21 protein-coding genes and 1 pseudogene are annotated in these 22213 nt (G+C 70.0%); 12 read left to right on the plus strand and 10 right to left on the minus strand.

Annotation, left to right across the window (positions count from 1 at the left end; translation table 11 throughout):
* Positions 1-43 precede the first annotated feature (43 nt).
* The gene (locus JJV70_RS17635; protein WP_219048966.1) at positions 44-1804 is read left to right on the plus strand and encodes a hypothetical protein; all 1761 of its coding nucleotides are present in this window, start codon (positions 44-46) and stop codon (positions 1802-1804) included.
* Between the two features lie 376 nt (positions 1805-2180).
* Here the strand turns inward: JJV70_RS17635 and JJV70_RS17640 are convergent, their stop codons facing one another.
* The 6 genes from JJV70_RS17640 to JJV70_RS17660 form a co-directional block, all read right to left on the minus strand.
* Positions 2181-3581 carry a hypothetical protein gene (locus JJV70_RS17640; protein WP_219048967.1) on the minus strand — a complete coding sequence of 467 codons (1401 nt, stop codon included), beginning with the start codon at positions 3579-3581 and terminating at the stop codon, positions 2181-2183.
* 161 nt (positions 3582-3742) lie between these two features.
* Positions 3743-4018, minus strand: a complete 276-nt coding sequence (locus JJV70_RS17645) for a hypothetical protein (RefSeq protein WP_219048968.1) — start codon at positions 4016-4018, stop codon at positions 3743-3745.
* 122 nt (positions 4019-4140) lie between these two features.
* Positions 4141-4299: a hypothetical protein gene (locus JJV70_RS17650; protein WP_219048969.1), complete on the minus strand. Its 159-nt coding sequence runs from the start codon at positions 4297-4299 to the stop codon at positions 4141-4143.
* Positions 4300-4545: 246 nt separating this feature from the next.
* Entirely contained in the window at positions 4546-4830 is a 285-nt protein-coding gene (locus JJV70_RS23295; RefSeq protein WP_306823486.1) for a hypothetical protein, read from the minus strand.
* A 12-nt stretch (positions 4831-4842) separates the two neighbouring features.
* The gene (locus JJV70_RS23300; RefSeq protein ID WP_306823487.1) at positions 4843-5490 is read right to left on the minus strand and encodes a hypothetical protein; all 648 of its coding nucleotides are present in this window, start codon (positions 5488-5490) and stop codon (positions 4843-4845) included.
* Between the two features lie 987 nt (positions 5491-6477).
* Positions 6478-7452 (minus strand): YafY family protein, encoded by a 975-nt coding sequence (locus tag JJV70_RS17660; RefSeq protein WP_219048970.1) that lies wholly within the window; start codon positions 7450-7452, stop codon positions 6478-6480.
* A 134-nt stretch (positions 7453-7586) separates the two neighbouring features.
* Between JJV70_RS17660 and JJV70_RS17665 the strand changes: the two genes are divergently transcribed.
* The 6 genes and pseudogenes from JJV70_RS17665 to JJV70_RS17680 all read left to right on the plus strand — a co-directional run bounded on the left by JJV70_RS17665 (position 7587) and on the right by JJV70_RS17680 (position 11048).
* Positions 7587-8204, plus strand: a complete 618-nt coding sequence (locus JJV70_RS17665) for a VOC family protein (protein ID WP_257574148.1) — start codon at positions 7587-7589, stop codon at positions 8202-8204.
* The gene (locus JJV70_RS22930) at positions 8204-8383 is read left to right on the plus strand and encodes a VOC family protein (RefSeq protein WP_257574141.1); all 180 of its coding nucleotides are present in this window, start codon (positions 8204-8206) and stop codon (positions 8381-8383) included. The genes JJV70_RS17665 and JJV70_RS22930 overlap by 1 nt, the downstream gene beginning before the upstream one ends.
* A 91-nt stretch (positions 8384-8474) precedes the next feature.
* Entirely contained in the window at positions 8475-9419 is a 945-nt protein-coding gene (locus JJV70_RS17670; protein ID WP_219048971.1) for a Gfo/Idh/MocA family protein, read from the plus strand.
* 139 nt (positions 9420-9558) lie between these two features.
* Positions 9559-9711, plus strand: a pseudogene (locus JJV70_RS23565) (aldo/keto reductase); the annotation flags it as partial.
* 19 nt (positions 9712-9730) lie between these two features.
* The gene (locus tag JJV70_RS17675) at positions 9731-10321 is read left to right on the plus strand and encodes an aldo/keto reductase (RefSeq protein ID WP_219048972.1); all 591 of its coding nucleotides are present in this window, start codon (positions 9731-9733) and stop codon (positions 10319-10321) included.
* A 13-nt stretch (positions 10322-10334) separates the two neighbouring features.
* Positions 10335-11048, plus strand: coding sequence for an NADPH-dependent F420 reductase (locus JJV70_RS17680; protein ID WP_219048973.1), 714 nt, complete (start codon positions 10335-10337; stop codon positions 11046-11048).
* 229 nt (positions 11049-11277) lie between these two features.
* On the opposite strand, the gene JJV70_RS17685 is transcribed toward JJV70_RS17680, so the two are convergent.
* Complete coding sequence (locus JJV70_RS17685) at positions 11278-12468, minus strand: winged helix DNA-binding domain-containing protein (protein WP_308294879.1); 1191 nt, start codon at positions 12466-12468, stop codon at positions 11278-11280.
* Positions 12469-12763: 295 nt separating this feature from the next.
* Here JJV70_RS17685 and JJV70_RS17690 point away from each other — a divergent pair, with 295 nt between their 5' ends.
* On the plus strand, positions 12764-13171 hold the full coding sequence (locus JJV70_RS17690; RefSeq protein WP_219048974.1) for a glyoxalase/bleomycin resistance/extradiol dioxygenase family protein: 408 nt from the start codon (positions 12764-12766) through the stop codon (positions 13169-13171).
* 30 nt (positions 13172-13201) lie between these two features.
* Here the strand turns inward: JJV70_RS17690 and JJV70_RS17695 are convergent, their stop codons facing one another.
* Together JJV70_RS17695 and JJV70_RS17700 are read right to left on the minus strand one after the other, a co-directional pair.
* Positions 13202-13801, minus strand: coding sequence for an MBL fold metallo-hydrolase (locus JJV70_RS17695; protein ID WP_219048975.1), 600 nt, complete (start codon positions 13799-13801; stop codon positions 13202-13204).
* Entirely contained in the window at positions 13779-14198 is a 420-nt protein-coding gene (locus JJV70_RS17700) for an MBL fold metallo-hydrolase (protein ID WP_219048976.1), read from the minus strand. The genes JJV70_RS17695 and JJV70_RS17700 overlap by 23 nt, the downstream gene beginning before the upstream one ends.
* 945 nt (positions 14199-15143) lie before the next feature.
* Here JJV70_RS17700 and JJV70_RS17705 point away from each other — a divergent pair.
* Both JJV70_RS17705 and JJV70_RS17710 read left to right on the plus strand, forming a co-directional pair.
* Positions 15144-15437, plus strand: coding sequence for a hypothetical protein (locus JJV70_RS17705; protein WP_219048977.1), 294 nt, complete (start codon positions 15144-15146; stop codon positions 15435-15437).
* Positions 15438-16402: 965 nt separating this feature from the next.
* Positions 16403-17368: a hypothetical protein gene (locus tag JJV70_RS17710; protein ID WP_219048978.1), complete on the plus strand. Its 966-nt coding sequence runs from the start codon at positions 16403-16405 to the stop codon at positions 17366-17368.
* A gap of 163 nt (positions 17369-17531) precedes the next feature.
* Here JJV70_RS17710 and JJV70_RS17715 read toward each other — a convergent pair whose 3' ends face one another.
* Positions 17532-18581, minus strand: coding sequence for a helix-turn-helix transcriptional regulator (locus tag JJV70_RS17715; RefSeq protein WP_219048979.1), 1050 nt, complete (start codon positions 18579-18581; stop codon positions 17532-17534).
* A gap of 318 nt (positions 18582-18899) precedes the next feature.
* Between JJV70_RS17715 and JJV70_RS17720 the strand changes: the two genes are divergently transcribed.
* Positions 18900-21296: a type II toxin-antitoxin system prevent-host-death family antitoxin gene (locus tag JJV70_RS17720; RefSeq protein WP_219048980.1), complete on the plus strand. Its 2397-nt coding sequence runs from the start codon at positions 18900-18902 to the stop codon at positions 21294-21296.
* An 83-nt stretch (positions 21297-21379) separates the two neighbouring features.
* Positions 21380-21934, plus strand: a complete 555-nt coding sequence (locus JJV70_RS17725; RefSeq protein ID WP_219048981.1) for a hypothetical protein — start codon at positions 21380-21382, stop codon at positions 21932-21934.
* Positions 21935-22213: the final 279 nt, after the last annotated feature.

The following is a 22213-nucleotide window of genomic DNA, read 5'->3' on the forward strand; positions in this document are numbered from 1 at the left end:
GAGACGCCATGGCGCATGGGCGAGTAACGATGGGACAGCGAAGATGAGCAGCGTAGTCGAGCGCTACCGGGCGCTTGAGGAGCACGTGGCCGGCGGCCGCCGGGTCGTGGTGAGAGACGTAGTGGACGTACCCGCGTCCGATCTGCGGCAGGCTGACGAGCACGATGTGGCGCTGCTGCTGCTCCTCGGCGAACTGTGCGCCCGTATGGACGGCGGGTCCTCGGCCGCGCCCGTGCTACTGGCGACCGCCGAGAAGTACGTCGACACCTCCTTCTTCTACACCGGCCGGATCCTGCCGAGGACCCGGGAGCTGATCGACCTCTTCGGCCGGGCCGTGCACGAGCGCTCCCTCGACCTGCTGACCGAGGTGGCCGACCACCTCAGCCAGGGATGGGCCGGATACGCCGACTCCATGTTCCCCTCGGCGTTCGCCCGGCTGGCCCGCGACGCCGGATGCGACGCCGGCCCCGAGGCCTTCGCGCAGGTTTCCTTCGTCCTGTGGCACGAGGGTCTCGCGGCGGCCGCGGCCGGCGACGCCGAGCGGGCCGTGCCGCTCTTCCATGCCTCCCTGGACCGCTACCGCCGCTACCGCTACTTCGCGGACGCGTCCTGGCTGCACACCGACCTGGTCATCGCCCATCTGCTCGCCGGGCGGCAGGACGAGGCCGCCGCCGAACTGGAGACCCAGCGCACGTACGTGGAGAAGGTGCTCGCCGACCACCCCACGGCAGTGTCCGGCGCGGGCCGCTCCTTCGCCTTCCACCTGGGGGACGTGCAGAGCGGCCAGTACAGCACCTTCGTGGAGTCCTCCGCGCTGCGCCCCACCGAACTGACCGAACGAGACCGCTCTCTGCTGCTGCGCTACGTCCGCACCAGCGAGTTCCTCATCTCCGCCTGCCGCTACAGCACCCAGCGCGACTTCGACGCGGCACTCGACACCTTCTCCTTCGGCTGGGCCACCTACCAGCAGTCGCCGTACCCGCGGATCTTCCGGCACCTCGGCGACCGCTACCTGGCGGCCGCCGACAAGTGGAACGTGCACCTCACGGCGTACGAGAACTGGCACCGGATGCTGCGCAGCTACCGGATCCGAGTGAAGCCGGGCGCGCTCATCGACACAGCCGCGACCCTCCACAACCGCCTGGGCTACGCCAAACTCGACTCCTGCGCCTCCCTGGTGCTGCTGGACACCGCCGTCCTGCACGCCCGGCTGCACGGCAGGGACGCCTCGGTGGAGTGGATCACCCGCTATCTTCGGGACCTGCGGCCCGCCCTGCCGGACGCCCTGGGCGCCGTCGTCGACTACCTGCAGGCGCCCCGCACCGCAGACCGCGGCCAGCTGCTCAGCCGCTACATCGGGCTGCGCGCCGGGCACCTGGCGCCGAAGTTCCTCTCCCTCGACCTGGACGACGAGAAGCTGCCAGAGCCCAACCGGCTGGAAGTCACCCTCTACGGCCCCCTGCTGTCCATCGAGGGCGTCACCGTCTACGAGAACACCCCGCAGCCCCTCATCGACATGCTGCGCGTGCTCGGCCGCGACTTCGCCCGGCACCTCGCGTCCGGGTCCGAACCGCCGTTCCTGTCCGCCGCCGAGCTGGCCGAGCGCACAGCGCGGACCTCCGCAGCCCTGGCGCAGACCGTGCGCAGATTCCGCATCGCCTGCCAGGAGCGGTTCCGGGACGTCGCCGACTACGGCCTCATCCAGGACGCCGTCCTCCAGGGCCGCCCCGGCTACCGGCTGAACCCGCAGAGCGTGCACCGCTTCACGGAGTACGCGACCGCGCCGGCGGAGGAGGACGCGTGACGCCCACCAGGGCGGCCCGCACCGGCGACGGCGACGGCGCAGCCATAGGGCAGGAGGCCGGTTCATCAACTGCTCACCCAGCCCGGCGCCCACGTGGTCGACCTGTCGGCGGCACGGCTCCACAGCCATCACCGCCGAACTGACCCGACGCCACTGGACCTGCAACGACCTCTCCTTGGTCGCCGTCGACATCGCGAAAGACCGCCTCACCCTGCTCAACAGTCACGTCGCGCCCTGACGGGCACTCGGCTCCGACAGCCCGGCCCCGCGCCATGGTTCGTGTGTTGAAGGGGCCGCTGCAGGGATCGGCCATCTGGGAGTGGCGGCGGCTGGCGGCCGCCCTGGGCTCTTCTGCGAAAGTGCAGGGCACAGACGGTCAGTTGTCGCGGCGCGGGGCGTGATCGAAGAACCGGTTGTCGGTGTCGATGCGGATTTCCCGCACGCCGGGATAGGGGCGGGGGAGGGGGTCGTTGGTGGCGGCGATGACCTGGCAGGCGTAGCCGTCGGGGGAGGAGTCGTCGGCGATGTCGATGAGGGTGTCGATCAGGCGCAGGCCGGTGTCGTGGTCCAGGCCCTTGGCTCCGAGGCCGGCCAGCGGCGAGTCGATGACCATCAGCGGCGGCACCCTGACGCCGCGGTCGACGCGGCCGAGATCGCGCAGGGCCAGCAGCAGCGCGACGTTGGTGGCCACCTTGGGGCTTCCGGCGACCGAGCTCTCGGCGAAGGTCTTGTCGGCCGTGTGCCGTTCCTTGACGCGGGTGGTGAAGTCGGCGGGGTCGATGTGGGCGGTCTCGACGTCGGGGTTGATCTGCTTCAGCCGGGCAAGGAAGAACTCCGACCAGCGGCCGGTGACCTCCTTGCGGCGCACGTCGTGGGCGGTGACCGCCGCATCCCGGGCGGCCTGCGCCGCGTCCATCTGTTCCTTGGCCGCCCGGATGACCTGCTCCTGGGCGCTGATGTAGTCGGCCGACTCCAGACGCTCCTTGAGCTGGGCGACGTCGCGACTCAGCCCGTGGGCCTCCTTCTCGGCCTGCTGCGCGGCCTTGCGGGCGGGCTGGAGATGGCCCTCGTCGCGGGCGGCGAGCGCGGCCGCGGCCGCCGTATCCGCCTCGGCAGCCTGGTCGGCGGCGGCAGCCGCCGCCTCCTGAAGCCCCCGCAGCCTGAGCAGGAGCCGGTCTACCTTCGCACGGGCCGCGGCGATCTGCTGCTCGCGCCGGTCTTCGACGCCGTCGTGGCTCTGACCGCATTGGCGGCACAGGCCCGGCTCCCGGTCGGGGAGGGGCTGTCCGCAGCAGGTGCAGTCCTGCGGCGTGGGCTTCAGCAGGGTGGCGAGTTCGCCCTCGGCGCGCGCGTGCTCGGCGGTGGCGCCGTTCACCTTGGCCTGGGCGGCGACAGCCTGCTTCGCACTCTTCCTGCGCTGGGCTTCGGCCGCCTGGTGCAGGGCGACGAGCCGCCCGCGCTCCCCGACGGCGACCTTCAGCGCCGCATCGGCCTCCTGCCACCGCTGCGCCGCCGCGCGGTGCTCGCGCTGCTTCTGCGCGTACGCGGCGCGGACGCTGGCCGGATCGGCCAGAGCGCCGCTGTCCCGCAGCTTCTTGAACGCCGCCAGAGCAGACCGTGCCGCCCGGTACCGGGACGCGGTCTCCGAAGCGTTCTTCTCCAGCCCGGCAAGGTCCTCGTTCCACAGGCCCAGCAGCACCTCCAGGGCAAGGACCCTCGCCTCGTCCTTTCCTCCGCCGAGGAACTCGGAGGCGATCGTGTTCTGCCGCAGCGCCATGACGGTGCTGTAGAAGTCGTCCAGGGTGACACGCGTGGCCCCGCGGACCGCCTGGGGCAGGCCGAGCAGGTCCTATACGAAGGCGCCGGCCGTCATCTCCCCGGCCTTCGCGCTCGTGACCGGCAGCAGATGCTCGATCTCGTTCGCGTCGTCGAGGTTCTTCAAGGACACCGTGCCCGCGGGTTCGATCCGCTGCGGGTGGCCTGCCAGCGGGTTCCGGCAACCCGGAAGACCAGCCGGACCTGCTGGCAGCCGCGGACCTCCGGCATGACGGTTGCCGTGAGGAGGCCCAGCGGGTAGAGCAGCGCTTCCAGCGCGGTGGACTTTCCGGCCTTGGAGTGACCCACGAGGAAGGTCACCAGGCCTCTGAAGTAGCGGGCGTACCAGAGGTCGCCCCGCTGGAACTCGAGCCGCTCGATCACAAACGAAGGGCCCACTGGGCCTCCTTGGCATCCGATGTGTTGGTCCACACCGGAAACGACCCTCAGCCGTATGGGTGACGGCCCCGGAGCGCACCTGGCCGGTTCCCTGCGATCGGCCACCGGGCCGACGGGGCGATTCAGCGGTGGTGCGGATCGCCCAGGAGCGGGGCGGGCTGGCCGGGACCGGCTGGATGGATCTCCAGGCCGCCGTCGGTGTTGATGACGGGGCGGCGGCCGGGATAGGTGCGCCGGGCCGTTTCGAGGTCGCGTTCGTCGAAATGGCCGGCGAAGACCATCACTCCGTGGAATGAGTTCCACCTTCTCGGCCCCCGTCGGCCACCGCCCTGTCAGCGCTTCCACGGTCATCGGCGCGGTCGCCGGCGGCAGATCCGGCCCTGACGTAGGTCATACCTCCGATGCGGGCCGTGTGGTGGTCACCGGCCTGAGCAGACCCCATGCGCCGGACGGTGCCGATGCCGCTGCTGTGTGCGCGCACCCGGGGTGGCGGTATGCGAGGCCGCTGGCACGGTGGGCGGGGCGTGTCACAGCAGTCCGCCCAGCGGCAGGACGCGTTCGGTGAGCTGTCCGCGCAGCCGTCCCCCAGTGGTGTCGGCTTCGGTGAGCCAGTCGGCGGCGACCAGCAGCTCGGCGTGCTCGGCGACTTGGCCGGGAGCCAGGGCGGCGAACTCGGCGACCTGGTCCAGGTCCAGCCCGCCGTCCTCGGCAGGTCCGAGGCGTCCGTCGGGGCGGGTGTGGGCGGCGGTGTACAGGGCCAGGAGCCGGGCGGTGGCACCCAGCTTCTTCTTGCGGATCTTCCGGTCGCCCACGGCTTTGTGGGCTCAGCCGGAGATCCTCGCGCGGGTGGTCTTGCCGAAGCCGAACGGGCGGGGCCGCTCCGGCAGCAGGGTGGGGACGGTGATGGCGGTGGGGTCCTCGGACCGGGAGGCCATCACCTCGGCGACGGTGCCGGGCAGACGCAGCCACCCGTCCGCGACCAGATGCTGAAGTACCCGCTCGGCGTTGCCTGGGAGCCAGCCGGTGAGGTCCTGGCCGGTGATGTTCCCGGTGCCGGCGCGCGCGGCCCGCAGGGTGAGCATGAGCACCGCCAGGCGCACCTCGGCCTCCGGGCGCCGGGCGTGGGCGGCGACGTAGTCCAGCACGGTGCGTGCGTGCACGGCCTGTTGCCGGGTCAGCAGCCGCTCCACCACCGGCCCGTCCCCACTGACCGTGTCGCCGGCCGCCTGGCCGCCACGGTTGGCGTGCATCTCGCGGGTGGTCTGCGCGGCCTTCTCGGCGCGCTTGGCCTCGTGGCGCAGGGAGCCGTCCCCGCTCACGTCGGCCCACAGGGCGAATGCGCGGGCCTTGCGCTCGTGGAGATGGGCCAGCAGGACGAGGTCGGGTCCGGTGCGCTGCTGGTAGGCCCGGAACGCATCCCCGAGTTCGACCAGTTCCAGGCGCAGGACATCGGGTTCAAGGTCGTGCGGCACAGTCCGCTGCGCGATCTTCCCCACCGCTTCGCCCGCCAGGACGCGTGAGCCGGTGAGCCGGTGCGGGCGCGGGGGAGCGCAGCCGGCCCGGCAGCCGAAGCCGCGTCGGAGGCGAGGGAGGAGGCGCGGTCGGAGAACACCGCCGCCGTGCCCTCGCCCACTGTGCCGCCCGCGGGCCCCGGCTTCATGTCCGGCTCGCCCCATGCCTGACCTGCCCCGGCCGGGGCGGTGCGGGACGGGGGCGGGGCGGTGTCCAGGACCCGGCAGTCGGAGATGGCGGCCGCGCACCGCGCGCACATCTCCGCGATCCGCCACAGCCTCCCCGTCCGGTCCGCGTACACCGTCAGGACCACCGGGCCGCCGCACCGCACCGCCCCCGCTGCCGGGTTCGCCCCGCCCCGCCGCACGGCAGTGGGATCGGGGGTGTGCCACGCGCAGTCGGCGGCGCGGCAGGCGCACCACGCCTCGCCGCGCGGCCCTCCGCCCGCGCGGATGCGGGCCAGGTGTGTGTTGACGTGGCCGATCGCGGCCTGCGGCCCGCGGCGGCGCCTGGGACGCGCTGCTCGGCGCAGGCCGGGCGGGAGCAGGAGAGTTTCACCGCGCCGGCGGACGGGCGGCCGTGAGGGTCCAGGCGTACCGTCCATACCCGTCCCGCGACACGCTCCTGCTGCCGTGCGCCGGCCTCCACCGCCATGTGCACTCCCTTGATCCGTTGCCCCCGGGGCGATCCCCATCATCGGGGACGCCAGCCGATCAGTCCGAGAGGAAGGGGCGTTTCACCTGGCCCAGTCGGCCTCGCGCCGCTCGTCGACCGTCCCAGCGGCTGGTGTGAGCCCCTGCCGCACGAGGCCGTCGCCCTGTTCCGGGCGCACGGTGGGTGCGGTGACCAGGCCCTAACCCGGCGGTTCCCTGGCGGGGCGGGGCGGGGCGGGGCGGGGTGGTGGTGCCTTGCTGGTGTCCTGTGACGTGGGAGCCTGAGGAATCAGGCTACCTGTCTGCCCGGTGCGTGGCCGCGTGGTGGAGTCGTTGGGCTGCCTGCCGGAGGTAGGCGGTGACCTGGGGGTCGGCGTCGAGGGTGTAGGGGACGTCGAGGGCGGTGAGGGTCTGGGCGATGGAGGGCAGGTGGTTGCTGGAGCAGTCGAGGGTGCAGGTGTTCTCGTCACGGGGCTGGATGCGGCCGGCCAAGGCCCGGGTGCGGTGGCGGACGGTGTCGGCGGGGGCGTGGACGGTGGCAATGGCGCGGTAGCGGGTGGGAGCGGTGGCGATCTTGTCGGCGACGTAGGCAGCGGGGTCGTCGCCCGGGATGGGACGGGGGGTGAAGAGGTGCCGGGTGGGGGCAGGGTGGGTGATGCGGTCGAGGCGGTAGATGCGCCAGCCGGTCTTGCCGGTGTCGTGGGCCAGGAGGTACCACAGGCCGCCGGAAGCGACGAGGTGGTGGGGCTCGACGCGGCGCGGGGCGCGGGTGTGCTGTCGGGTGGTGTAGTCGAAGGTGATGATCTCTCGGTCGCGGCAGGCGGCGGCCAGGGCGGCCAGGGTGTCGGCGTCTACGCGTGGGCCGTGCGGTGACCAGGTGATCGTAGCGGTGGTCTGGTGCAGGGCCGTGACCTGCGATCGGAGCCGGGCGGGGAGGACCTGTTCGAGTTTGGCGAGGGCCCGCAGCGCCGTTTCCTCCATTGCGGGGAGGTGGCCGGCGGCGGTGCGCAGGGCGACGGCGGTGGCGATGGCCTCGCCGTCGTCGAGGATGAGCGGGGGCATGGCGGTGCCGGAGGCGAGGCGGTAGCCGCCGGCGTGGCCGGTGGTGCCTTCGACGGGGTAGCCCAGGTCGCGGAGGCGGTCGATGTCGCGGCGGACGGTGCGGGTGGTGACGCCGAGCCGTTCGGCGAGCTCGGTGCCAGGCCACTCGCGGCGGGTCTGCAGCAGGGAGAGCAGGCGCAGCATGCGGGCGGGAAGGTCGGTCGTCATGCCCTCCAGGCTGCCTCGCTTCAAGGACGTGAGCTGTCCTAAAAGGCTCCTAGCGTGGTGGATGCGAAGACGAAGCATCCATGAGCCCCTTGAACAGGGGCGAGCCACTCAAGGGAAGGATCCACGTGACCTTCATGTCTCCGGGCCAGGTCGTCTGGTTCGAGATCGGCACAAGCGACCCGCCGGCTGTAACCGGCTTCTACGGCCCGCTGCTGGGCTGGAGTTTCGAAGTCGACCCCGACTCCTCCATCGACGGCCGCACCTACACCCGCATCCTCGCCCCCGGCGTGCCGTGGCCGATGGGCGCCATCCAGCAAGGCGACACCGGCGGTGAGGCGATCAACCTGTCGATTCTGTCCGCCGATGTCCGCGCGGACGTGGACCGGCTCACCGCGCTGGGGGCCACGGTGGTGCTGCCGGCCACACCGGTGGGGGACGTGACCGTCTTCGCCCGCCTGACGGATCCGCGCGGCAACCTGTTCTCCCTGTTCTCCCGGTCCACCTCCCAGCGGTTCGAGGAGCGGATCGCCGGGACCGAGGAGCACACGCGGCAGGCCGCGTTCACCCCTGCGCCGGGTGCGATGGCCGGGTTCGAGATCGGCACCACCGACGCGGCGGCCACTACCGGTTTCTACTCCGCCGCCTTCGGCTGGCGGTTCGAGAAGAGTGAGGCCATCGGCGGTGTGCCGTGCCTGGACGTTTACGGCCCCGGCGGGACCACAGCGGCCGGATTGGCGCAGCCGACTACGTGATGCCCACCTTCCTGGTCACAGACGTCGCCGCCACCGCCCACGCGGCACGGGAGAAGGACGCCACCGTGGAGCAGCCACCGTCCTCGATGCCCGGCGGCCCGGTGCGCGCCCGCATCCGCGACCCCCACGGCAGGCGCTTCGGCCTCCTGGCCCCGCCCGCCCAGCCAGCGGCCGGCTGACGCCAGCCCGGTGCCCCAGAGCACGCCACCCGCGTGCCCGCGGGATCAGCCAACTTCGACCATCCACTCGCGTGACTGAAGGAGACGAACGATGAAGATCGCACTGCTGGGGACCGGGTTCGGGCAGGCGCACGCCGCCGTCTACGCCGCCCGCGACGACGTCGAGGTGGTGATGTTCGGCCGCGATGCGGCCAAGACCGCGAAGGTGGCCGCCCAGTTCGGCCTGGCCTCCTCCACCGACATGGACGCCGCGTTCGAGGACGGCTCGTTCGACCTGGTCGACATCTGCCTGCCCATCCCCCTGCACGCCGAGTATGTGCTGCGCGCCCTTCAGGCGGGCAAGCACGCGCTGGTCGAGCTGCCGCTGGCCGACAGCCTCGCCGACGCCGAGCGGGTCGCCGAGGCCGCAAATCGCAGCGACCGCCACGTGTTCGTGGACATGTTCGAGCGGTTCATCCCCGCCAACCAGGCCCTCTTCGACGCGGTCCGTGAGAACACCTACGGGCGCCTGGAACAGCTCACCTTGTGGAATCTGATGGCCCACCTGTGGCCTGGCGCCTCGCTGGGGCTGAAGGTGCTGCCGCTGGAGGCGATGCACAGCGACATGGACATCATCACCCGCACCCTCGGCCTGCCCAAGGACCTCACCGTCACCACGGTCGCGCGCGATGAGGACTCCGGCGCTATCGACGCCGCCTTCCAGTTCGAGCGTGCGGCGGCCCGCAGCTCCATCTCCTCGCTGATGCCCAAGCCGTTCGGTGCCCGCGGCGGCTACACCGCCACCTTCGAGCGCGGTGTGCTGGACGCCTCCTCCACGATGGGCTTCGACGGCAAGCCGTCCGGCACCCTCACCGCGTACACCCCCGACGGCGCTCGCGACCTCGAACTGCCGGCCGCCGACCAGTACACCGCCATGATCAGCCATGTCATGGACGTGCTGCACGGCGAGGCGGAGAACCAGATCGCCCCGGACAGCGTGCTCGATGCGCTGCGTCTCACTCTCGACCTCGACCAGAAGGTCAACAGCCCACGCTGACGCCACCGGGGGGCAGGGGGGCCCGCCGTACGGCGGGCCCCCGTGCGGGGGCGGCAGGCGCAACCCCGTACCTCACCGAAACCAGAAAGGCGCCTCGCTGATGGAAGTCCCCACCACCGTGTTGCCGGGCGGGCGGACCATGCCCCTGCTCGGGTTCGGCACCTGGCAGCTGAAGGGCGAGGACGCCTATCGGGCCGTCCTGCACGCACTTGAGGCCGGCTACCGGCACCTGGACACCGCCCAGCTCTACGGCAACGAGGAAGCCGTGGGGCGGGCCCTGGCAGACAGCAGTATCCCGCGCGGTGAGGTGCGTGACGACGAAGTTCGCCCAGCACCACCCGGGCAGGGAACACGCCACCCTGGCCCGCAGCCTGGACCGCCTGGGCGTAGAACAGGTGGATCTGTGGCTGATGCACTTCCCGCTGAAGAACCCCGCCGAGCACGCCTGGGTGTGGGATGAGTTCCTGGCCGCCGCCGAGCAGGGGATGACGGCGGCCGTGGGGGTGAGCAACCACCATCCTGAACAGCTCGACGCACTCGCCCAGGCCAGCGGGCGGATGCCGGAGGTCAACCAGGTCCGCTTCAACCCCGCCCGCTACGACCCCCATCTCCTGGCCGCGCACCGTGCACGCGGCGTGGTCTTCCAAGGCCACAGCCCGCTGCGCAAGCCCGGCCTGGACCATCCCGTCCTGACCGAGATCGCGAAAGCCCACGGCGCCACTCCCGTCCAGGTGGTCATCGCCTGGCACCTGGCCGCCCACGACATCGCCGTCATCCCCAAATCCGCCCGAACCGACCGCATCATCAGCAACCTGCAAGCGGCCGGCCTGCACCTCACCGACGACGACATCACCCGCATCAACACCCTCGCCACCCAATCCCGCCGCACACCCGCGGCATGACAAGGAGCCCGCTATGAAGATCGCTGTTCTCGGCACCGGCGCCGGAGCCCGCTGCCACACCACCCGCCTGACCGAACTCGGCCACCACATCACCGTCGGCACCCGCGACCCCGCAGCCACCCTGGCCCGCACCGAGCCGGACATGATGGGCACACCGCCCTACCGCGACTTCCACACCGCCCACCCCGGCATCCCGCTGCACACCTTCGCCGGCGCCGCGCAGAGCGCGGAGGTGGTCATCAACGGCATCGACGGCGCCCACGCCGTGACGGCCCTGACCGCCCTCCCCCGTGCCGCGCTGGCCGGCAAGACCCTCATCGACTACACGGTCCCCTACGTCTACCAGCAGCCCGACCAGGTCGAGCGCCCGTGGCCCACCCCGTGGGGTGTCATGCCGCGCCTGGACCCGGTGGACACCAACAGCCTCGCCGAGCAGATCCAGCGCGCCCTGCCCGAGGCCAAGGTCGTCAAAGCCTTCGTCACCCAGGAACAGGAAACCGTCACCCACCCCGAACAGATCGCCGGCGGCGACCACACCATGCTGATCGCCGGCGACCACGCCGACGCCAAGCAGCAGGCCACCGACCTGCTCACCGGGTACGGCTGGCACGACGTCATCGACCTCGGCCCCCTCGCCGCGGCCCGCGGCATGGAGATGTACGCCCACCTCCACACCGCCCTCGGCCTGGCCCTCGGCACCCGCTTCGGCGTCAAGATCATCCGCTGACCGGCCGCGTCACCGCGCCGCCCGTCTCCCCGCACCACCGAAGGGCTGCCACGCCGCCCCAGCACCCCTGGGCACGCCGACGCTCACCGGCGCCGTGAACAACCTGCTCAGCCACCCCAACGCCGCCGTCGCCCTCGATCGCCGACCCACCGGACCCCTACAACCCGCCCCCACCCTCTCCGCCGCGACCTGGCCGGCAACGCAACGATGATCCCGCAGCTGCCGGGGGTCATGGGCGTTGCGCGAGCCGGCGTTCCAGGGGGGTGCGGTAGTGCGGGGTGATCCGCAGGTCTCCGAGCCATTCGGCAAGGGCGCGCGCCCGGGCAGTCACGGCCCGGCGGGCGGATGGTCCAGGGTCGGTGAGCAGGTGGGTGTGGATGCGGCCGGTGGGGTGCTGGGCCCAGGCTCCGATGATGCGGCCGTCCGCCCAGATGGTGGGCCCGATGTTGCCGTTGCGGTCGAAGAGGTCGCCGACGTGTGCCGCATCGAGGTGGAAGGTGCGCTGGCGCCAGCCCATGGGGGTGGGGTCCAGGCTGGGCAGGAGAGCGACCCATGGTTCGGGGGCGGGGACGGGTTCGAGGTCGTCGGGCAGGAGGTAGCCGGTGGCGCTTCCGTCGTCGAGGGTGACGGGCTCGGCGCCGGTGGCGGCGAGGGCTTTGCGGGTGTCGGTGAGGGTCCAGCCGGTCCACCACTTGAGATCCTCGACGGTGGCCGGGCCGAAGGCGGCCAGGTAGCGGCGGGCCAGCTCCGCCTTCGCCGCGCCGCTCTCCCAGGCGTCGGCCGCTTCGGCGAGAGGGGAGAGGGACCAGCGGAACTGATTGGAATTGAACCTCCCCGTGGGGCGGCCACGGCGGATGCGGCCTTCCGCAGCCAGAACCCGCAGGATCCGTGAGGAGACCGACTGGCGCGCCTCGTACGGTTTGCCGGGCGCGACGGTGACCTGCTCGCGCAGGGCCGGCACATCGGCGGCCAGCTGCGCCGCGCTCGCCTCACCGCGGGCGGCAAGCGCGGCCAGCAGGTCCTCCTCCACCGCCGCGTACCGCTCCGCGCTCCAGCCGACGCCGTCGCGCAGGTAGACGGCGCAGGCCGCGCGCTCCTTGGCGGCGATGGCGCGGCCGGTGGATGCCTCGATGACCGGGGCGAGCTGGGCGGGGACGACGAACATGGTCCGGCGCATGCACAGCATCCGCTCCAGGCTCCGCTCCTCATACAAGGCGTGCTCCATCGCCGTGATCTCGGGTGCGCTGGTGCGGGCGGCGGCGGCCAGGAACACGGTGGAGGGGTCCGTGGCGTGCAGGCCGACCAGGGCGCGGGCGACATCCTCCATCCGCTGCGCGTGATGGGCGGGAGCGAGGAGATGCCGGATGCCGAGCCGTGCACGGCGCTCGTCGGCGCTGACACAGCGCCGGGGCCCGCTCACGAGTCCCCGCCCGCCCCGGCCCAGACCGCCCGGGGAAGGTCGAGAACGGGCTCAGGAGTCAGGATGCGGCACAGGATCACCCCTGCATCATCGCGGATAGCCGGAGCGGCAGACCGCCTATCCGCGCAAGGTGACGCCCCCGCACCCCCGGCGATCCGCAGGAGCGCCGCCCCAAGGAGCTTCACGGGCCAACCGGAGCAGGGGTGGTCATGACCCGGCTGGCCGCTGTGGGTAAGCCGACCGGGCCGGGATGTGCGAGAAACGAAACACCACCGCGTCCAGAAGGGACTCCCCGATGCCTTTCGCACCGTGCATGAGCGTGGCCGACACCGCCGCCAGCATCGCCTTCTACAAGAAGCTCGGCTTCGACGTCGACTCCAGCACCTCGCGCCCCGGGGACGACATCCACATGCTCCTCTACCAAGGCGAGTTCTGCGCCATGCTCTACCGCAACGACGACCTCAAGCAGTGGCTGCCCGTCCTGGCCGACCAGCCCATCGGCTTCGCCGGCATGCTCTACCTCGCCGTCGACGACCTGGACGGCTTCTACCAGCACGCCTCCCAGCACGCAACGGTCGTCAAGGAGATGACGACCGACCACAACAATCAGCGCGAGTTCTACATCCAGGACCCCGACGGCTACGTCATCGGCTTCAACGACAAGGCGGCTCTCCAGGCAAGCGGCCTGGGCCAATACGCCTGAACACCACCGCGCCTCGCGCAGGCATCGTCCTCACAGCTTGACCTCAGGGCTGTCCAGCTCGGGCAGCCCGTCGGTGGGAGCCGGCGGATGCACGGTGACGTCGTCGCCGATGTGGACGGTCATGCGGTCCAGCCCCATGTGGAGAGGGCCGCCGTACCCGGCCTTGCGGGTGCGGTCCATGATGACATCGTCGCCTTCCTTGCCGTGCAGGCCCTTCTTCGCGATGTGCGAGAAGACCGCGACGCGCGGCCGGGCCTGGGAGAAGACCCGTGCGGCCTGCTCGGGCGTGGTGAGCTTCTCCTCGACCGCCTTCAGCTTCCCGCTCCGGGTGAGCTCCTCGTCGAAGGCGATGACGTTGTGGACGAGCAGATCCACGCCCCTGCCGTGCTCGACGACGTTGGGGTGATACGTGGTGTCTCCGGACAGCAGCACAGACTTGCCGGCGTGGTCGACGCGGTAGCCGTAGGCGGGATTGCCGTCCCTGTGCTCGACGGTGAAGGCGGTGACCTTGACGCCGCCGGTGTAATAGACCGTTCCCGGCTCGATCTCGTGGACGTTGATGTCCAGGTACTCCTTCTTCAACAGCTCGTTCGAGCGGTGCTCCAGATCATGGGCGTACATCGCGCGCATGCCGGTGACCATCCCGGCGGTCCCTGGCGGCCCCCCAGACCTCCAACTGCTCGGTACGACCCAGCATGAACCACGGGTTGAGCCACAAGCTCGGCAAACCCTCGTAGTGATCGTTGTGCAGGTGTGTCAAGAAGACCTTGGTGACGTTCTTGGGGTTGATGCGCGACTCGTACATGTTCTGCGTGGCACCGCGCCCCACGTCGAACAGCAGCCGCTGGCCGCCCGCATCGATCAAGGTGGATATGCCCTCACGGGCTATCGACATCTCCGGGCCGCCGGTTCCCAGGAGATGGACCTTCACGACAGCCGGGTCCTCCTTTGCCGCGGCTGCGCGGGCGTCCGTTGCGGGCTGGTCCTTCGAGCCGCTCGACGTGCAGCCCAGCAGTCCCAGCGACATCGCTACCGCCCCTCCGAGCAGGGGACGCCGACCAATCACCGGCCCGGTGCGGGCGGCGGGACCGCCGGCGGCTGAATCCGGGCACGGGGCACTGCGCAGAACACTCATATCGTTCCCTAAGAATGAGCCGGTGAGCGTGCTGGGGGGAGGCCGCTCCAGTAGAGCAACGCAGCCATCGGCGAGGAATCGACGGTTCCTATGAGAGCGCCCCCGCCCCCTTGGGCGTTCACACATCCACCGGGCGGCCAGATCATGTGGGCGGCGCTGGGCGCAGCAAGACCAGAAGACCAGCGGCGACAGTTCATCGAGGCGCCCGCACACACTGGATCCTGCCGGCCCGGCGGTGCACGGATAGTGGAGCCGTAGGGTCGCGGGTCTGCTGCCGTTCATGGGGTGTGCAACCGCGATCGACAGGGCGGGATGCTGCGGAATTGTCAGAGTCGAAGGCCATCCTGGGTGCCATGACCGACACAGAGCCCTCGGGCCTCGAGGTCCTGGCGGCCTTCCCGCCCGAAGAGTATGCCCTGATCAGCAAGCACGCGGCCGAGCTCGACGTTCCTCTCGCGGCCTATGTCCGGCAGGCCGCCACGAGAGGGGCACGCGACGGACAGCTCAAGCGTGAGCTCCTTCGGGAAGCGGCCCAGGGGCAGGGCCCGGCCGCTGAGCCGTTTGTGAACACCGGCCTGCTCATCGACGGCATCCTCGACAGGGAGCCCGCCACGCTCACCCGGGCGGAGAACGAGACCCGGACCCGGGAAGCCGCCCAGGAATGCGGGATCGAGTACACCCCCGAAGTCCGAGACCTGGGCAACGCGCTCTGGCGAAGATCGAAGCCTTCCAGAACGACACGTCGACCAGAACCGGAAGCACGAGTGAAGGGAGCGTTGCTGACTTGGCGTGGGCCCGCAGTGAGGCTTTCTCCAGCCGGGGACCGGACCGGCTCCCTTGGGACGCACAAAAGGGAGCGCGACCGGCAACCGCCAGGCCGCCTGGGCGACACCCGACACCGGCAGCCTGACACCCGCCCGGACCCGCATCTTCGGCGCTCCAGCGGACCTTCGTGCCGTACGCGGGGGCGTCGGCGGCGACATCCAGGCGGCCGGTGTCCGCATCGAACGCCACGGCCTGGACGCGCCCGACGAGTTCGGGCGCGGCCGCAGCGAGGATGGCCTCCCACTGAGCCAGGACGCTGCCGCCAGCGGCCGGGGCGACCAGGCCGCTCGGTCATCATCATTGTGATTGCGGCGCCCAGCCCGAGCGGCTCGCGGCCGTCCCGACGTACGGCGGTGCCGGTGCGCCGCTTCGGCTTCTGCCGGGCGGCGCCGTTCTTCCTCGCCGCCTCCAGAGCCGCGAGGAGGGCCCGGCGCGCGAGGTCGACGCCGGACATCTCCGGGACGGTGCTCACGCGATCACCTCCAGGGCCTCACCGTCCAGCGGGCGGCAGCGAGCTCGGGCAGACGCCACGACCACGGCGCCGGCCGGACCGGCTCGGGACGGGCCTGGGTGTGCAGCTGCTCCAGCCGCGCGGCGAGGGAGGTGCTCGGCGGTGCGGGTCTGCGCCTTCGCGGCGGCCTCGGTCGCGGCACGTTGGGCGTCGTTGCTGTCGGGCATGGCCTGGAACCAGAGCCTGGCGAGCTCGGTCGCGTACGCCACACTGACCGTGTGACCACCTTATGGGTGCGCTCGTTGGCCTGGGGCGGGAGAAGACGATCTCGACGAAGAGAGACTCGACATGGCGTGTGATGACCCTTGGATCGAGAAGCGACGTTACGAGTACGCCGGTGGGCGCTATGTCGGCTGTGGAAACTGCGGCGGGGACCTGTGTACCGCCTGCAGGTTCAATCATCTGTTGCCGAGCGATGTGCACTTCGAGTTCAACGACGACAACGTCTGCTCGGACTGCAGCCCAGACCGTTGATCACGGGCACTGCCAGCCGCGAACCGCCGTGCGGTCAAGGACCTCGCTTGCCGTGCCGCCGTGCAGCCTCACGCCTTGGCCGGTCATCGTCCACCCCACGGGGAGCCGACGCGCAGGAGTGATCGGGGAGCCGTGAGCAAGGGTGCACAGCATCGCTGCGACGCGTGGCGGAAGCCCTGACTTGGCAAGCTGCCGCATCTGCCCTGTAGGACCGCGACGATGGGATCGATGCGTGTGGCTGCCCTGCGGCCAGTCCGCGCCTGGAGAGAGGAGCGATGGATTGTCCTTGACGTCCCAGATCGATTCGCCCGACAGCCCGTTCACCCGATTTACCGCGTTACACCTGCCACGTCCGCGTGCGGCGATGGATACCTACCGCGCCGCAGCCCGCGCCGCGCAGCGGCCGGTGTCCTTGCCGACACCACCGCCTGGGGTACGGCCGGCATGGGGCACGCTCGGCGCGGCGATTGACCACCGATTGCGCTACGCCTTCACCTGCCAGCAGGTGATCGACGGCGCGGTCCGCGAGGGTATCGCGAGCGCGGCCGCCTGGTGCGCGAGTATGCGGCGCCCCGACGTTGCCGATGCGATTCTGGCAACCGGCCGGGACCTGGAGAGTGAACTGCGCATTCTGCTCAAGCAGGAGCGGCCCGAGGACCGGCGCCAGCCGATACTGCTGGCCGCCGCGGCTGAGGACCGGCTGGCCCGCCTGTGCGTGGCGATGGTGTGGTTCGAGGAGGTCTACCGCTCCGGTGTCCTGTACCCGGGGTCGGCGATTGTGCGTCTGGCTGCCGGGCTGACGTTGCCCGCGCTGCTTGCCCAGGTCCCCGATTACATGGTGGACGACCTCACGGCGCAGGTGCGGCTTGCGCAGGACGCCCTCGGTGAGCTGCGCGTCGGCTCCGGGGCCGAGGAGTGCCATTCAGGGCCTGTCTTCGCCGGCTCGCGCGCGGTGGGCGGCGCGGACGCGGACCTGATCGCCGGTCGGCTGCTGCTGGACTTCAAAGCGCTGAAGGATCCAGTCCGTCTCCCGCCAGCGGCGGCGTACCAGTTGGCCGGGTACGCGCTGCTGGACTTCGAGGATCTCTACCGTCTGGAGCGGGTCGGCTTCTACCTCACCCGCAGCGGGCAGCTGATCACCTGGGGATTGGGAGAGTTCGCAGGCTTGCTGGGTGCTCACATCCCGATGCCCGAGCTGCGGGCTGAGCTGTCCAGCCGTCTGGCTGGCGAAGATCCGAATAGGGAGGCGTAATCGCGCTTGGGACGGCATTCATCCCCCAGGCTGCCGGTCAGAGGGCGTCGGAGTTGCCGCAGGTGCTGCGGGCATCCCGGATGGTCCATGGGGTCTGTGGACCATCGTCTTCGCACCAGTATGCAGAGCTGGGGGAGCCTCAGCGGGGTAGACCGGCGGGCCGCTACCGCTCATGTGAGGTGTTGGCCGCTCGTGGAGACAGCAACTCGGACATGCGGCCGAGTGCTTCGGCGGTTCGTGCTTCCTGTTCTTCTCTCGGCAGTCTGACGAAGTCCAGCTCTGACGTACACCGTTCGCGCAGGTCGTCTCGGTCGAACCAGCGAAGGGGGTGACGGGGGTCGGTAGGGTCATAGACGCCTTGTCCGTACGCTTCCATGACGGTCAGGTCGTACCGGCGGTGGTTGTGACTTTCGTCCGGCGGGAGGAGACCGCCCACCATGCGGTTCATCCACTCTTCCCGGATCGCGGCTCCGTCATCAGGGTCATCGGCATCGGGGTCGTAGCCGAACACGTCGTTCGCATCGCGCAGTCCGGGGAACGTGTCGAGGAGGTCGTCGAGCTGGGGAGGGGCGGTGTTCTGGATGACGAGCCACAGCGCGTACTCGTCGGCGAGGCACTGAGCGCGCGGGACGCGCCCTGCTCCCAGCTCGCTGCCAATCCGCATGATGCGCTCCCCCATGCGCACCAGCCAGTGATCGTTGACCTGGGTGAGCGCCAGCTCCGGGAGGCCGCACAGCAGACCGACGTCCCGGATCGTCGCCTCGCCCTTCAGGAAAGCGGCGAACTCGTAGCTGAAAGAGCTGTCCAGGTGCAGCCTGCCGTCCTGAGTGGGCGCGAAGTCGGAGAAATCGACGGTGGTTGCCAGGGCCATGGCATCGGCCGGGGTGAGCGGATCACCTTTGAACGAGCTGTTGAACAGACGCACGACATCCGTCGTCTGCCGATCGACTTCGGCAGGCCCCTCACCCGCGCCCGATGACACATCGGCGCCGCCCAGCTGCCTCAGCGCTGCGACACTGAGTTTCAGCGCCCGTGCGAATCCTTGCAGGTTACCCGCCCGGAACCCGTCCAGCGCGTGGGTATCGCCTGCGGCGTTCTCGAAGCGCCGCCACGTCGCCAGGGATACGTCAGAGCGCCGCGCAGCTTCCTGCTGAGTGAGGTTGAGCTCGGCGCGACGCCGCTTCACCGCGTTGTTCGCCGTCCCCTTGGCCATACCACTCCTCCTGGTTGCCCGCTGAGCTCCGGCGAGTTTAGCACTCATTGAGCGCTCATCGGTTCGGTCTGGGCATCACGTGCTGCCGACCGCACCGGACCCAGCCCACGATCAGACAACGCCTCGGCGGCCACCTGGCGCCAACCTGCAACCCGGCACGTCCCTACCGCGCCCGCCTCCGACCTCTGCATTTCTGTACCACCACCATCCCAATTTCTGTACCGAACTCATATCTGTACCGCTATGCTTGGCGTGACAACATCCCGGTGAGGCGTGCACTCCCTGGGAGACTGTGACAGGTGAGAAAGGGGCGTCGTGGTGTCCGACGAAGGTGTACCGCCGACCCAACCAACACCATCGACGCTGCATCAGGCACGAGGGATGCTGCCGCAGTTGGTGAAGGCCGCAGTTGAGGGTCGGCCCACGCCCCTGACCCGCAAGAGCGAGGGGCGGGAGTACCGGGCACTCCTGGCGTCCCCCCAGGCCGCCGAGGAAGCCGGATGGGACCTGGCCGCCGCTGCGTCGTGGCCGACCGCAGCGGCGCGAGGAAAGCTCGGAGAACTCATCCAGTACGCCGCCACCGGCTCCCCACAGGTCCTGCGCCGCCACTCCACCCCGGTCGCCGTCCTGATCCCCGACGCCCACGCCCCCGCCACCGACCCGTCACCAACGCCTGACCCCACTACCCCTGCCGCCACGCTCCAGCAACCGCATGCGACCCCCGCCAAGCCGCCTGCCCCCGCCACTCCCGCAGCCGGCCCAGCACCACGGCGCCTCGCTCCCCTCTCAGACGCCCTGACCACCTTCCCCACCCCCACTACCGGGACGGAGAACCCTGACACCGAGGTCGTGCCCGCCATGCCGGGCCTGCCCACCGGTCTCGCAGTCCTCGACCAGGCTTTGGGCGGCCTGCAGCCAGGCCGTTTCTACCTCGTCGCCGGCGCGCCCGGCGCTGGCGCCAGCCTGATTGCCACTACGGCCGCGCGCACCACGGCCCTCACCGGCAACCTGCCTGTTCTGTACGCCGCTTCCGGCCTGACCAGCGGCGATGTCGCCGCCCGCGCGATCGCCGCACACACTCCTGTCGACTACCGCCGACTCAGAGCCGGAAACCTCACCGCGGACGAGCGCCGAGCCGTCACAGGCACCACCCAACTTCTCGCCAGCGCCCCGCTGTTCATCGACGATGGCGCCGACCTCGACGCCGAGGCCATCGTCTCCACAGCCCCCGACGTCGACGGCCTGGCCCTCGTGGTCGTCGACCGCTTGCAGACCGTCCACAACCCACGCTTGCCCCTGTCCGGCCCCACCGCGATCGCGGACGCCGTCCAGGCCCTGGCCCACCTCGCCCGTACCCGGCACCTGCCAGTCCTTGCCGTCCTGGACACCGACGACCCCCGTACCGTCGCCGCGCTGGACACGGACATCACCCTCACCCTGACCCGCACCAGCGACCAAGCCCACCTAGCCGTCGCTGAACGCGACTTCGGCACGCTCGCCACCCTCCACCTGCACGCCGACCTGCTGTGCGCCCGGTTCACCGATATCCCCACCAGCCCCGGCCCCACACAGGTCGCCGCGCACCAGCCCTCCCCACCTGCCATGCCCTTCATCAAGACACCAGACCGCTCCAGCACCTCACCCACGGCAGCCCCCGCACAGACACCGTCACGGGAGACACCCACGAAGAACCCTGCGCGCCAGCGGCGTGTCAGCCCGGCAAAGGCCGCACCGGCCACGTTCGTCTCCGACCGGGTGGCCCAGGCACTGGCCGAGCACGGCGGTGACACAGACGCGGCCCTCAACGCACTGGCCGGTGACGGCGGTTCAGCGATCCCGGACGTGATGGAGTTGTTCGAGGCGACTCGAGTCGAGACCAACTACGAGCACACCACCTACCCGAAACTGCCGGAGCCACTGATCCGGAAACGGCAGGACCAGGCCGATGACGTGTGGGAAGCCCGACCGAAGTTCACCCACCCCGTCGTACCGGAAGGTGTCGAGATCACGCACCTGGATGTGAACGCCGCCTACCTCGCGGCCCTGCAATCCGCGCACCTACCAGTGCGCACTATCACCCACAACCCCGACGGATTCGAAGACTTGTCCAACTACGGCAAGGGAATCGACTACGCCGGCATCTGCCTGGTCGACCCCATCGAGTGGGACCACCCCGACCTTCCCCACCCACTAGGCGACGACCGCGAAACATCCGGTCCGCTGTGGGTGCCGACATCGACCGTACTCGGAGTGCGCGACCTGGCATCACCCTCGTACGGAGAGCTATGCGAGCCCCCGGTGATCCGGGAGGCCTACGTCGCCAAAGGCAGCGCGGCACTTTTCAAAGGGTTGGTACAGGTACTCAACACCGCCCGCATGCGGGCAATCGAGGACGGCGACACACTCACCAAGGCATACGTCGCCGCGATGTATGCAAAACTCATCTCCACCATGGGGGACAGCCGGAAGAACCATGAGCTCAAGCGTCCAGACTGGCAACATATTATTCGCGGTCAGGCGTTTGCGAACCTACGCCGAAAAGCAGTCAGAGCCTACCAAGCAGGCCTGGGAGTCGTTCATGTGGGAGGTGTCGACGAACTCCACGTCACTGGTGACGCCTGGGCCGCCCAGCGGAACGGGAAGCCGCTGTTCTCTCAAGGGTTCGCCCTGAACCAGATTAAGGCGAAGCGGGTTTCCCGGAAAGGGGAAAGGTAGTGGCGCGCCCACAACACACAGGCGGCCCGCTCGGGAACTGGGGGCGCGGCCCCGACAGCGGCGGAGTCACCTTCGGCGAACAGATGGACAGCGAGGTTCAAGACCTCGTGGAATCCGGCGACATCATTCCCCCCCAGGAACTCATCGACACCGAAGCCCAACTGGACTACCTCACCAGCAGACGCGGGGGACGAGCAGCCCTGGATCGCGCCGGAGTCCCCAGGCGCACCGCTCGCCGCTGGCAGGCCGGCGCGCGCAACGTCAGTCGCATCAACCGCGAGAAGATCAACCAGGCCTACTGGACGCTGCGCGCCACCAACTGGCGCCGCTCCGGACGGACACTGCCCCCTACCGTCCGTCAGGCCATCGCCCCCCAGCTCCGGCAGCGTGCCCATGGGCGCCGCATGACCATCGAGCCCGTCGACCCGCGTGATGTCGCCCGTCAGGCTCAAGGAGCCCAGAGTACCGCCAGCGAACGCACCGTCCGCCCGTCCCAACGCAGTTGGGACAGACTCATCGACAGCTGGGCAACTGGAGATGAAACCCTCATGGAAGACGCCTGGATGGACTTCGCCAGTGAAATTGACTCACCACCAGAACTCTACTATGAAGTTGCACATATTGGTTTCACGCTTTAGCATGAAGCGAACTCAACTGAGTTGACTGATATCAGAGTTACGGAACTGGCCCGGAATCGCCTGAAAGAATTCGCCTCCCTTTCTCGTGGAACTAATTCACTCGGAGCCTTCGTCAGTTGCTGCCGTAGCCACACCACTTACCTAGCCAGCCAAGGCGCGCGCAGCGCGCCGGTTTTTAATGCCGCGCAGCGGCATTAAAAACCCTAGCGTTCCGCAGGAGCGCAGCTCCTCCCCGTCGCGCAGCGACGGCGCTCCGCGGCTGCGCAGCAGACCGGCGCG

The organism is Streptomyces sp. JJ66 (assembly GCF_019303495.1).
GTDB lineage: Bacteria > Actinomycetota > Actinomycetes > Streptomycetales > Streptomycetaceae > Streptomyces.

What these genes read in the sequence shown, in the direction of transcription:
- JJV70_RS17635 (WP_219048966.1), top strand. Translation starts at nt 44, where the DNA reads ATGAGCAGCGTAGTCGAGCGCTACCGGGCGCTTGAGGAGCACGTGGCC.
- JJV70_RS17640 (WP_219048967.1), bottom strand. Translation starts at nt 3,581, where the DNA reads ATGGCGCTGCGGCAGAACACGATCGCCTCCGAGTTCCTCGGCGGAGGA.
- JJV70_RS17650 (WP_219048969.1), bottom strand. Translation starts at nt 4,299, where the DNA reads ATGGTCTTCGCCGGCCATTTCGACGAACGCGACCTCGAAACGGCCCGG.
- JJV70_RS17660 (WP_219048970.1), bottom strand. Translation starts at nt 7,452, where the DNA reads ATGACGACCGACCTTCCCGCCCGCATGCTGCGCCTGCTCTCCCTGCTG.
- JJV70_RS17665 (WP_257574148.1), top strand. Translation starts at nt 7,587, where the DNA reads ATGTCTCCGGGCCAGGTCGTCTGGTTCGAGATCGGCACAAGCGACCCG.
- JJV70_RS22930 (WP_257574141.1), top strand. Translation starts at nt 8,204, where the DNA reads ATGCCCACCTTCCTGGTCACAGACGTCGCCGCCACCGCCCACGCGGCA.
- JJV70_RS17670 (WP_219048971.1), top strand. Translation starts at nt 8,475, where the DNA reads ATGAAGATCGCACTGCTGGGGACCGGGTTCGGGCAGGCGCACGCCGCC.
- JJV70_RS17680 (WP_219048973.1), top strand. Translation starts at nt 10,335, where the DNA reads ATGAAGATCGCTGTTCTCGGCACCGGCGCCGGAGCCCGCTGCCACACC.
- JJV70_RS17690 (WP_219048974.1), top strand. Translation starts at nt 12,764, where the DNA reads ATGCCTTTCGCACCGTGCATGAGCGTGGCCGACACCGCCGCCAGCATC.
- JJV70_RS17695 (WP_219048975.1), bottom strand. Translation starts at nt 13,801, where the DNA reads ATGCGCGCGATGTACGCCCATGATCTGGAGCACCGCTCGAACGAGCTG.
- JJV70_RS17700 (WP_219048976.1), bottom strand. Translation starts at nt 14,198, where the DNA reads ATGTCGCTGGGACTGCTGGGCTGCACGTCGAGCGGCTCGAAGGACCAG.
- JJV70_RS17715 (WP_219048979.1), bottom strand. Translation starts at nt 18,581, where the DNA reads ATGGCCAAGGGGACGGCGAACAACGCGGTGAAGCGGCGTCGCGCCGAG.
- JJV70_RS17725 (WP_219048981.1), top strand. Translation starts at nt 21,380, where the DNA reads ATGGACAGCGAGGTTCAAGACCTCGTGGAATCCGGCGACATCATTCCC.